The organism is [Clostridium] ultunense DSM 10521 (assembly GCF_000511955.1).
Classification (GTDB): domain Bacteria; phylum Bacillota; class Clostridia; order Tissierellales; family Tepidimicrobiaceae; genus Schnuerera; species Schnuerera ultunensis.
The window spans coordinates 495,635-507,996 of record NZ_AZSU01000001.1; the positions used below are offsets into that span (position 1 = coordinate 495,635).

Below are 12,362 nucleotides of genomic sequence, written 5' to 3' on the forward strand. Positions count from 1 at the left end.
CTTATTAGAACTTAAGCACTCCACGATACTTTTTGACATAGATTCAGCACCAGGATTGTTGTTCGAAGCCTTTAGATTAAGAAGTTTATTCCCTTGAAAATCTAGAGCACATAAGACATTAGTCTTAGAACTAACATCAATACCAACAAATAAAGTTGATAAAATTTTGTTCTTCATATTATCACCGCCTTTCATAGGTAGTTGGAGAACAATTAGTAAAAGAGATATCCTAATCTTAGTCACTAACTTCAACCTCGCACTATTAGCATTCATCTTTGAAAATTACCTTGCTGTTGGTCTAGTCAAAGAGATGCAGCATCTGAGTTGGAAGATTATGATGACTAAGTCAGGAAGCATGCTTAATGGGCAATAACCATAAGGTTTTGCAAGGAGGAGCAGAATTATCCTTCGCTAATTATCCTTAGTTTAATTATAGCATTAGGATATCTCAATTAAAAATTGTATAAAAATAATACTATGCTTAGAAGACCTAATAAAAAGTACTTCTAAACATAGTATACGAGGAGGATGACGATGAATAGAAGATTGCTTGTAATAAATGAAAAAGATAATGTGGGAGTATTACTTGAAGATTGTAAAGCAGGAGAATTCTGTTGCTATAAAGATGAAAATGTTAAAGCTCTCGAGGATATACAATTTGGGCATAAGATTGCTCTAAAGGATATTTCTAGGGGAGATATTGTCTACAAATACGGTGAAGAGATAGGGTATGCTTTGGAAGATATAGCAAAAGGACAATGGATTCACAATCATAATATGGGATGTAGAAGAGGAAAATAGGAGGAGATAATAATGCAATTTATGGGTTATAAAAGAAAAAATGGTCAAGTTGGAGTTAGAAATTATATAGGAATTATTCCTTCTGTATTTTGCGCAAATAAAGTGGCAAAAATGATTGCTGAACAGGTAGAAGGAGCTGTATATTTAAATCATCCTGTAGGATGTAGCCAAGTAGGAGAGGATTTAGAAATCACAGCAAGAACCCTTATTGCAATGGGTAACCATCCTAATCTTGCTGCTGTATTGGTAGTAGGATTAGGATGCGAGAGATTTACACCAGATGAATTTGTTAGAGGAATATCTAAATCACTCAAACCAGTTGAAAAAGTAGTAATTCAAGAAGAAGGAGATACTTTAAAGGCAATTGAAAAAGGTGTTAGAATTGCAAAGGAGTGGGCTTTAGAACTTTCAATGGAAGAAAGAGTTCCATGTGATTTGAAAGATTTAATTATTGGTGTAAAATGTGGAGGAACAGATGCTACATCAGGCATAGCTGCAAATCCAGCTGTAGGTACAATGTCTGATTTAGTTGTAGATAATGGTGGGACCATATTATTCTCTGAAGTTACAGAACTTTTGGGTGCAGAACATATTTTATCAGCAAGGGCGGTTAATGAAGAAGTAGCCAAGGATATAGAGAATACTATTGGTAAAATGGAAAATAAATTAAGGACAATAGGTACAAAAAAGGAATTTTGTCACAGGGGGGCTCTAATTTCCACAGGCAATTTTGATGGAGGAGTCAGTTCGGTAGTAGAAAAGGCATTAGGAGGAATTTATAAATCTGGTTCAAAACCTATTCAAGGAGTAGTAGATTATGCCGAAAAGCCAGAAAAATTAGGCGGAGTTTATTTAATGAATTCACCAGGCCATGATGGGGAAGTAGTGACCAGTTTTGTTGGTGGAAGTGCACAAATTATTGTATTCACTACAGGAAGAGGTACTCCTACAGGATTTCCATTTGTACCAGTTGTCAAAGTAACTGGCAATTCATTTACCTTTGAAAAGATGAGTGAAAATATCGATATTAATGCAGGAACAATAATAAGTGAAGGCGAAGGCATTGAAGTAAAAGGAAAGGAAATATTTGATTTTATCCTTGGTGTAGCTTCGGGCAAGAAAGCTAAAGCAGAAATATTAAAACACGATGAACTATTCTGTATAACTAGAGTTTAAAACATACAGGATAAAATTTATTTGATTATAGGGAGAATGAAGATGAGTATTTTTAATGAATTATTAGGGAATGTGTCTATACCAAAATTCGTAAAGGTTAGACAAAAATTCCCTAGACCTAAAATTGAGAATATAGAAAAGGAAACAACTAAAGAGCTTATACAGAAAAATCTTTTAAATAATATTAAAAAAGGTGATAGGATTGCTATAACTGCCGGTAGCAGAGGAATTGCTAACATAGATAGGATTATCAAAGAAATAGCAAGAAATATAAAGGAAGTTGGTGGACAACCTTTTATAGTTCCAGCTATGGGTAGTCATGGAGGAGCTAATGCAGAAGGACAGATTAAGGTTTTAAATAGTATGGGGATAACAGAAGAATTTTGCGGAGCGCCAATTAAATCCTCCATGGAAGTAGTAAAAATAGGTGAAACAGAAGATAGCTTACCCGTATATATAGATAAATATGCTAACGAAGCAGATGGGATAGTTGTAATCAATAGGATAAAACCCCATGTTGGATTCCGTGGACCCTATGAAAGTGGATTAGTCAAAATGATAACTATTGGTCTTGGGAAACAGAAGGGGGCTGAAGTTTGTCACCATCAGGGATTTGGGAAAATGGCAGAAAATTTACCCAAAATAGCAAGTGTTATAATTGAGAAGAAAAATATAGTCTTTGCCATAGGATTGTTAGAAAATGCTTATGATGAAACTTATAAAATAATTGCCATGGAAAAGGAACAAATACTAAATCTAGAACCTCAGCTTCAAAAAGAATCAAAAAGAATGCTACCCAAAGTTTATTTTGATAAATTTGATATTCTTGTTCTAGATGAAATAGGTAAAAACATTACAGGAACAGGAATGGACACGAATATCATAGGAAGATACCATACCCCTTATGCATCTGGTGGTCCTAAGATCAAAAAAATAGTTGTATTAGATTTGACAAATGAATCCCATGGTAATGCAAATGGCATTGGGTTATCTGATTTTACTACTAAAAGATTTTTTGACAAGATGAGATTTGATCAAACATATCCAAACTCCATCACATCAACAGTACAGGAGACTATAAAAATTCCTATGGTATTAGATAATGATAAACTTGCAATACAAGGAGCAATAAAGACTAGCAATTTAGAAAATGAATTAGACGCAAAGATAGTTAGGATAAAAAATACATTAGATATGGAGTATATTTATATTTCAGAAAAATTAATAGAAGAAGCAAAGCAAAACCCTAATTTAGAAATTATTGGAGTATTAACACCACCAAATTTTAATGAATATGGAAATCTATTTTGATTGATCGTAAAAAGCTCTTTTACTTATTACTTAATATATAGAGTAATTATTATTAGAAAATAATTGTTAATGGAGGTTAAAATTATGTCATATTTTAAAATTAAGGGAGTTATCCCACCAATGATAACACCATTTAATGAAGAAGGTAAAGTAGATTACGACAAACATATAAAGAATATGGAGAGATGGAATGAATATGACTTAGCAGGTTATTTGGTACTTGGTTCTAACAGTGAAACGGCCTATTTGAATGAAGAAGAAAAACTTAAATTAGTAGAACTAACAGTTAAACATAAAAAAGAGGGCAAAATTGTGTTAGCAGGAACAGGTTTAGAATCAACTCAAGCTACTATAGACCTTACTAATAAAGTAGCAGATTTCGGTGCAGATGCAGCACTAATTTTGACTCCATCATACTATTCAGGGAAAATGAATGATGAAGCTTTAATAAACTACTTTACAGAAGTAGCTGATAATGTAAAAATACCTGTTATGATCTATAATGTAACAAAGTTTACACATATTAATATATCTCCTTATGCAGTTGGAGTTCTAAGCAAACATCCCAATATTATTGGTATGAAGGATAGTTCAGGAAGTATACCTCAATTAGTAGACTTTAAAAGGGTTATTGAAGAAAGTAAGTTTAACTTACTTGTTGGGACAGCTTCAGCATGGTATCCTGCTTTAACTATTGGAATAAAAGGATCTATTATGGCCTTAGCCAATTGTTCACCTAAGGAATGTATAGAAGTCCAAGAATATTTTGAAGAAGGCAATTGGGAAAAATCTAGAGAAATATATGAAAGGATGTTCCCAGTAAACAAAGCAGTTACAGCAACCTTTGGGATTGCAGGATTAAAATATGCCTGTGATCTATTAGGGTTTGAAGGTGGTTTAGTAAGAAAACCATTATTGCCATTGAAAGAAGATGAAAAAGCTAAAGTAAAAGAAATTTTGGTAAATGCACAAGTACTTTAATTGCTATTTAGTTTTACTAAGCAATAAATTATAATCAATTTTTTATGAATAAATTTAATTAATTGATTGACATGGATAAGATAGTCTGTAAACGGAGACTATCTCAGACTGAAGACAAAGTATAATAAATTAATTAAAAAGCAGAAAATTCTTAAATTCAAAAAGGGTTTTCTGCTTTTTTGTAGAATATATAATATATAACAAATTTTAAATGGGCTGTTATTATGCTAACAATAAATAATTCTGATAAAAGAACTCAAGTTGAAATTACATCTATTGATCAATTGGTTCCTGAAGATCATTTAGTTAGGAAACTAGATGCTTGCATAGATTTTAGTTTCATCTATGATTTAGTAAAAGACAAGTATAGCACTGAAACTGGTAGACCAAGTATAGATCCTGTTGTTCTATTCAAAATTGTTTTCATTCAATATATTTTTGGAATCAAATCAATGAGGCAAACAATAGCTGAAATAGAAACAAATGTGGCATATCGCTGGTTTCTTGGTTATGGTCTTAATGATAAGGTATCTCATTTCACTACATTTGGAAAGAACTATGTAAGGAGATTTAAAGGTACAAATATATTTGAAAAAATATTTATGCATATTTTAAAGCAAGCAATAGATGCAGGATTCGTAAAGGTAGATGCTGTTTTCATAGATGCAACCCATGTAAAAGCAAATGCCAATAAAAAGAAATATAATAAAGTAAAATTAGAAAAAGAAATGCGTAGATATCAAGAATTGCTAGATAAAGAAATCAATGAAGATAGACAAGCACATGGTAAAAAGCCACTGGATAAGAGTAAAAAAACAGAATACAAAGAAGTAAAGGAAAGTAAAACTGACCCAGATAGTGGAATGCTGCATAAGAGTGAAAAGGAAAAGTGCTACGCATATTCATTCCATACTGCTTGTGATAAGAATGGATTCATACTTGGAATAAATGTAACTGCTGCAAATGTTCATGATAGTACAATGTTTGAAATAGTATTAGAAAAAGTTAAGAAAAACATTGGTAAGCCAAAATATGTAGCAGTAGATGCTGGATATAAAATTCCATATATATCAAAATTACTGATAGATCAAGAAATTAGGCCAATAATGCCCTACACAAGACCAAGAAGTAAGAAAGGATTTTTTAGAAAATATGAATATGTATATGATGGATATTATGACTGTTAGATATGTCCAAATAATCAAATATTAAAGTATAGCACAACCAATAGAGACGGATATAGAGAGTATAAATCAGACCCTAAGATATGTGTGAAATGTCCATATTTAAATAAGTGTACAAGTAGCTAAAATCATATTAAAGTTGTTACTCGTCATATATTGGCAGATTACATGGAAGAGGTTGAGCATTTAAGGCATATAAGTATTAATAAAGAAATATATGAAATGCGTAAGGAAACAATTGAGCGTATATTTGCAGATATGAAAGAGAAGTATGGCGTGCGCTGGACAACCTTAAGAGGACTAGGAAAAGTTAAGGCGCAGGCTATGCTTATTGTTGTTTGTATGAATTTAAAGAAGATGGCAAACTGGATGTGGAGGTCCGGAAAAGATGGACCTAATCCATCCAATCCATGTACTAATTTGCATGGTTTAATAATTGATTTGTATAGTTTCATTATTATTTTGTTGAAAAACACGGTTTTCATAAGAAAGAAAACCGTGTTTTTCAACAAAATGCCCAGACTAGACATGTCTAGTCTGGGTTTTATTAAGCAGTTCTATCTATAAGACTAATCACAAATATTTATTACAATGCTCCTACAAATATTAAAACAACATTCTGCTTTTGGGCAATCGCCAAATTTACATTCATTTCTACCATCTCTAGAATGTAATGGCTCATTCATATCTGGTGAATTTTCAAGCACAGTTTTTATGGTTTCTTTAACCAAACTGACATATTATGCCACCCCCTTCTTGGATTGCATCAATAAAATTCTTGGGCGAACAATTTAAACAATGTTAAGGCCTTTTGCCCATTAGCATTATATTCCAATTCATTAATCTTGTTACTTCCATTAAATAAATTTTTTAAGAAGATTTACTATTCATTTGTTTTTTATTGTTCCCCAGTTTCTCGTGTTTTTTTCTTTTAATACTTTTTTGATATTCTCTAACTCTATTTCTATTGACTCAAGCCATTCTTTTATACGTTTAATCTCTTTTTCATGGTTCTCAACTATTTTTTTATTGGATATATCGGATACGTTTATGTAGATATCAAATTTATCATTAGTATTAATTTCTTCCACATCTTCTTTTTTATATTTACTACCCTTTAAGTAAATCTGTATATCACATAGTATAAATTTCAACATTTTTGAATTCCATGCTATTCTGCTACTACCTTTTTTTAAAAAACATTCTTCTTCTTGTAAATGGAATAAGGCACTAAGAGCTTCTTCATTCTCTATGACTGATTCAATAATATCAGGGCTAATCAATTTGGGTATTTCTATATTATTAATTTTGTCCATCTTTCCACCTTCCTTAATAAAGTATTATTAATCCATGATACATAATATGGGAAAGGTAATTGGGTTGTTAATAATAAAATTAATTAATGGATTTTTATTATTTGGTATTGGTATATGTTATAATAATTAAAAACCTATTCAAGGAGTGACTCCATGGTAGAAAACGATTATTTGGAATTAAAAGTGATGGAGATAAAAGACTGGGTAATAGATATAAGAAGAGACTTTCACCAATACCCAGAATTGGGACTAGAAGAGTACAGAACTAGGGATAAGATTATTGAATATTTAAATCAGATGGGAATTGAAAACAAGACAGTTGCAAATACTGGAGTAGTAGGGATAATAAGAGGAAAAAACAAAGGAAAGACTGTGGCTCTTAGGGCAGATATAGATGCATTACCTATGGATGATAAAAAAGATGTTCCTTATAAATCTAAAATAGATGGGAAGATGCATGCCTGCGGTCATGATGCCCACACAGCTATTTTACTAGGAGCTAGTAAGGTGCTTAACGACATAAAAGATAATATAAATGGAAATATTATACTCTTATTTCAGCCAGCAGAGGAAACCGTTGGTGGAGCATTACCTATGATAGAGGAAGGGGTATTAGAGGATCCTTATGTAGATGGAGTTTTTGGTCTCCATGTAGATAATAGTCTTGAAACTGGTCAGATTGGTATTAAATATGGTCAGATGAAAGCAGCCTCGGATATGATTAGAATAATAATTTATGGAAAAAATAGCCATGGAGCCTATCCTCAAGATGGAATAGATGCCATTGCTATAGCTAGTCAGGTATTAGTAGCTTTACAAACGGTAGTGAGCAGGAATGTAGATCCTAGGTCCTCTGCAGTGTTGACTATTGGGACCATAAAGGGTGGATATGCAAGGAACATAATTGCAGATAAGGTCGAAATGGAAGGAATAGTTAGAACTCTAAAAGAAGAATCGAGAAAGCTAGTATTACATAGAATAAAAAACATAGTAGAAAAAACACCTCAACCTTTAGGTGGAAAAGGTGAATTTATGAGAACAGAAAGCTATACTGCTTTGATTAATGATGATGATATGGTGGATATTGTTAGGAAAAATGGATTAGAATTATTAGGCGAAAACAATGTATATCAAATGCCTTATCCTAGTTTTGGGGTAGAGGATTTTTCCTATTTTGCAGCTGCAAGGCCTTCTGCTTTCTTCCATTTAGGTTCTGGAAATAGAGAAAAAGGCATTATTTATAGTGGTCATACCTCTTATTTTGATATAGATGAGGATTGTTTAACCAAAGGTATTTTACTTCAAGTGAAAAATGCCTTAGAGTTTTTAAAAAAATAGAATAGAAAATAGGGAGGTTTAAAATGAATTTTTTAGACAAATACAAATACTGGCTAAATAATGGATATTTTGACGAAGAAACTAAAAGGGAATTAAAAGCCATTAAAGATGATGAAATGGAAATAGAAGATAGATTCCATAAAGATTTAACCTTTGGAACTGCTGGGCTAAGGGGTAAAATTGGTGCAGGAAGCAATAGGATGAACAGGTACACTGTATCTTTAGCTACTCAAGGATTAGCAGATACCATCGTAAATAAAGGAAAAGAGGCTATGGAAAGGGGAGTAGCCATAGCTTATGATGTTAGACATTTTTCTAAAGAGTTTTCACATATAGCAGCTAGGGTTTTAGCAGCTAATGGTATAAAGGTCTATTTATTTGATGATATAAGGCCTACACCACTTTTATCCTATACTATAAGAAGATTGAACACAATCTCCGGAATAGTTATTACTGCTAGTCATAATCCAAAAGATTATAACGGTTATAAAGTATATTGGGAAGAAGGTTCCCAAATATTAGATGATATAGCCGAAGAGATCCTTAACAATATAAACAATATTGGAGACTTTTCCAATATTGAACTAATTGATTTAGAAGAAGGAATAGAAAAAGGACTTATCCAGTATATAGGCAAAGAGATTGATGATGAATATGTGGAAAAGGTAAAAAAATTAGGGATAAACGATGATATAGATAAAGAAATCAAGATTGTCTATACACCATTAAATGGTACAGGAAATAAATTGGTTAGGAGAGTATTAAAAGAAAGAAACTTCACAGAAGTATATGTAGTACCTGAACAGGAAAAACCAGATCCAGATTTTACTACTGTAGGATATCCAAATCCTGAAGATGTTAAAGCTTTTGAATATGCTAAAATATATGGTAAAGAAAAGGAGGCAGATATTTTAATAGCAACAGATCCAGATTGTGACCGGGTAGCTTGTATGGTTAAAGATGATAATGGGGAATATGTGTTTTTAAATGGGAATCAAACAGGAGCTTTACTAGTAGATTATATATTATCATCCAAAGATAAGAAAGATACTATTCCTAAAAATGGAGCCATAGTTAAAAGTATAGTAACAGGAGATTTAAGTAGAGCAATTGCAGAGGATTATAATGTGACTACTTTAGAAACTCTTACTGGCTTCAAACATATATGTGGAAAGGCTAATGAATTCGACAAAACTCATGAACATACCTTTATTTTTGGATATGAGGAAAGTATAGGTTATGTTTATAGTACCATTGTTAGGGATAAAGATGGAGTTATTTCCTCTATGTTAATAGCGGAAATGGCTGCTTTCTACAAGGAAAAAGGGAAAAAACTATTAAATAGATTAGAAGAATTATATGAACAATATGGTTATTATTTTGAAAAGCTAATTTCCATAGTATTGGAAGGAGTTGAAGGACAGGAAAGGATTAAAAGAATAATGGATTCTTTTAGAAAGACCCCTATTATCTCCATCGAGGATATGAAATTAGCAAAGGCTATAGATTATTTAAGAGATGAGACAGGAAATCCCAAATCCAATGTATTAAAATATTTCTTTAATGATGGTTCTTGGTATGCAGTTAGACCATCAGGAACAGAGCCAAAGATAAAAATATATATCTATTCAAAGGGAGAAAATAAAATCTCATCGGAAGAAAAGATTAGATTAATAGAAAAAGCAACAATGGATAGGATTAAATCTATAAGATAACGGAAAACCTTCCCAGATTTAAAATGGGAAGGTTTTTTATGTATAAAATTAGGGAAAGTTCCACAAGATATCCATGTATGAGTATTAGGCAATAAAGGAGTGATTACTATTAAAGGGGTAATTATGTCTGGAGGAATTGGTACCCGGCTTAGGCCATTAACCTGTGATTTACCTAAGCCAATGGTACCAATTTTTAACAAACCAGTTATGGAATATGGAATAGAATTATTGAAAAAGCATGGAATAAAGGATATTGCAGTTACATTACATTATCTACCTAATATGATTATGGATTATTTTGGCTCTGGTTCCAAATTTGATGTTAATATTAAATATTATATAGAGGAAAAGCCCTTAGGCACAGGAGGCAGTGTAAAGAATGCTGATGATTTCCTGGATACTACTATTGTTGTAATAAGCGGAGATGCTTTTACTGATATAGATTTAAAAAAAGCCTACGATTTCCACGTTGAAAAAGGATCTAAAGCCACATTGATTTTAAAAAAAGAGCCTATTCCATTAGAATATGGTTTGGTGGTAACCAATGAAGATGGAAAGATTATACGATTTTTAGAAAAACCTAGCTGGGGAGAAGTATTTAGTGACACCATTAACACAGGAATATATATATTGGAGCCAGAGGTTTTTCAATATTATAAAAAAGGCCAAAATTTCGACTTCAGTAAGGATTTATTCCCTAAATTGCTGGAAGACGGAGTACCTATCTATGGATATATAACAGAAGAATATTGGTGTGATGTTGGTGATTTAAGTACCTACATAAATACTCATAAAGATATATTGAGCCAGAAAAGTAAAAAGTATCTTTTAGAAGACAATCAAGGGGAAGGTATCTGGGCTGGAGAAGGAACCATAATTGAAAGAGGTGCTAAAATATATCCACCTGTATATATAGGAAGAAACTCTGTAATAAAGGCTCAAGCAAGTCTAGAGCCTTATACGGTAATTGGGAATAACTGTAGTATAGGAGAGGGTAGTTCTATAAAAAGGAGTATTATTTGGGACAATGTAGATATTTCAAATAACTGTGAAATTAGAAAAGCTGTCATATGTAATAATGTAAAAATAGATGAAAGAAATAGAATATTTGAAGGAACTGTAATAGGTGCACATTCTAAAATACTTAAAAACAGCACCATTAAACCTGGAGTTAAGATATGGCCACACAAGACCATAGATGAGAATATTACTCTAAATGAAAATATGGTATGGGAAGAAAAAGCATCTAGAAAGCTTTTTGGCTCTAGGAATATTTCTGGCATTTATAATGCTACTATAACTCCAGAAATAGCTGTTAAGCTGGGAACTAGTTTAGCTACAGTAATCAAAAGTAAAGGTATTTATATAGTAAATAGCGATGAGCATAATCTATCTAAATCCATAAAATCCTCTATTATATCTGGAATTTTATCTACTGGATCTTTGGTAATCAATATTGAAGATAGTACCATGCCTATGTGTAGATTCGGAGTAAAACATTTTAAAGCAGATGGCGGAGTTCAGATAAGGACAGATGAATATAATAAAAATCTAGTATATATAGAAATAATAAATGATAAGGGAGGAAATATTGATAAAGGAACGGAAAGAAAAATTGAAAACACTATGATCATAGAAGATTATAAAAGGTGTAGCGGTGATGAAATAGAGGATATAGTTAATATTTATAATTTTTCATCCATCTATCTAAAAGAAGGTATAGAAAGACTAAAAAATGTCCATAAAATTAGAAATAAAAAGCCTAAACTGATTATTGCCGCTCCATCTAATAATATTGTCAGATTAGCAGAAAGATATTTGAATAAAATAGGTTGTAATGTTATGGTGGCAGAATATAGAAATGGTTTAGAAATAGAAGACATGAAAAACTTAGTATTAGAGGAAGATGGAGATTTAGGTATTCTCTATAGTGAAGATTGTGAAAGAATTGCTTTAACCGATGGGTTTAATATTGTCCAGGATGAAAAATATTATCTATTATCATTACTAATAGGTTTTAAAACTGGAGAGATTAAAGAAGCGGTAATACCTTATAATTTTCCTAGGATTGTTGAAAAGATAGCAAAAAAATATAATAGCAAGACTATCTATACTAAATCCAATATTTCTGATTTAATTCAAACTATAGTCAATAAAGAATTGGATTTTCAATTTGTGTTAAGTTTTGATGGTATTTGGGCTACAGGAAAAATCATTGATTATATAATGGATAACGATATAGTATTAAATAAATTGCTTCAAGAATTACCTGAGTATTTCTATTTTAAGAAAGAAATACCCTGTAAATGGGATAATAAAGGAAATATCATTAGAAGATTGACAGAAGATAGAAAAGAAGGTGTAGAACTTAAAGAAGGAATTAGATTTATTGATGACAAAGGTTGGGCATTAATAATTCCAGATGAAGAAAAGCCAAGGTTTAATCTATATATAGAAGGTAATGATGAAGAGTATGCAGAAGAATTATGGGAAAAATATGATAATAAAATAAGGAGATTGTTAAAGGATTAATTTAACAA

General features: G+C 31.6%; 8 protein-coding genes and 1 pseudogene. 8 read left to right on the plus strand and 1 reads right to left on the minus strand.

All coding sequences use genetic code 11. The features are described from left to right. The first annotated feature begins 534 nt into the window (after positions 1-534). The 5 genes and pseudogenes from CUL_RS0102530 to CUL_RS16510 all read left to right on the plus strand — a co-directional run bounded on the left by CUL_RS0102530 (position 535) and on the right by CUL_RS16510 (position 6,020). Complete coding sequence (locus CUL_RS0102530; protein ID WP_005587711.1) at positions 535-801, plus strand: UxaA family hydrolase; 267 nt, start codon at positions 535-537, stop codon at positions 799-801. Positions 802-813: 12 nt separating this feature from the next. Beyond that, on the plus strand, positions 814-1,977 hold the full coding sequence (locus tag CUL_RS0102535; RefSeq protein ID WP_005587709.1) for a UxaA family hydrolase: 1,164 nt from the start codon (positions 814-816) through the stop codon (positions 1,975-1,977). Between the two features lie 42 nt (positions 1,978-2,019). Beyond that, positions 2,020-3,288, plus strand: coding sequence for a nickel pincer cofactor-dependent isomerase, group 22 (locus tag CUL_RS0102540; RefSeq protein ID WP_025640400.1), 1,269 nt, complete (start codon positions 2,020-2,022; stop codon positions 3,286-3,288). A gap of 84 nt (positions 3,289-3,372) precedes the next feature. Next, a complete protein-coding gene (locus tag CUL_RS0102545; RefSeq protein WP_025640401.1) occupies positions 3,373-4,269 on the plus strand; it encodes a dihydrodipicolinate synthase family protein in 897 nt (298 codons plus the stop codon). 224 nt (positions 4,270-4,493) lie between these two features. After that, positions 4,494-6,020 (plus strand): annotated as a pseudogene (locus CUL_RS16510) (IS1182 family transposase). 320 nt (positions 6,021-6,340) lie between these two features. Here the strand turns inward: CUL_RS16510 and CUL_RS0102560 are convergent. Further along, entirely contained in the window at positions 6,341-6,769 is a 429-nt protein-coding gene (locus CUL_RS0102560) for a hypothetical protein (RefSeq protein ID WP_025640402.1), read from the minus strand. A gap of 153 nt (positions 6,770-6,922) precedes the next feature. Here CUL_RS0102560 and CUL_RS0102565 point away from each other — a divergent pair, with 153 nt between their 5' ends. The 3 genes from CUL_RS0102565 to CUL_RS0102575 all read left to right on the plus strand — a co-directional run bounded on the left by CUL_RS0102565 (position 6,923) and on the right by CUL_RS0102575 (position 12,354). Then, on the plus strand, positions 6,923-8,107 hold the full coding sequence (locus tag CUL_RS0102565; protein WP_025640403.1) for a M20 metallopeptidase family protein: 1,185 nt from the start codon (positions 6,923-6,925) through the stop codon (positions 8,105-8,107). Positions 8,108-8,130: 23 nt separating this feature from the next. Beyond that, positions 8,131-9,822 (plus strand): phospho-sugar mutase, encoded by a 1,692-nt coding sequence (locus CUL_RS0102570; RefSeq protein ID WP_025640404.1) that lies wholly within the window; start codon positions 8,131-8,133, stop codon positions 9,820-9,822. A gap of 123 nt (positions 9,823-9,945) precedes the next feature. Then, complete coding sequence (locus CUL_RS0102575) at positions 9,946-12,354, plus strand: sugar phosphate nucleotidyltransferase (RefSeq protein WP_051403481.1); 2,409 nt, start codon at positions 9,946-9,948, stop codon at positions 12,352-12,354. Positions 12,355-12,362 lie beyond the last annotated feature (8 nt).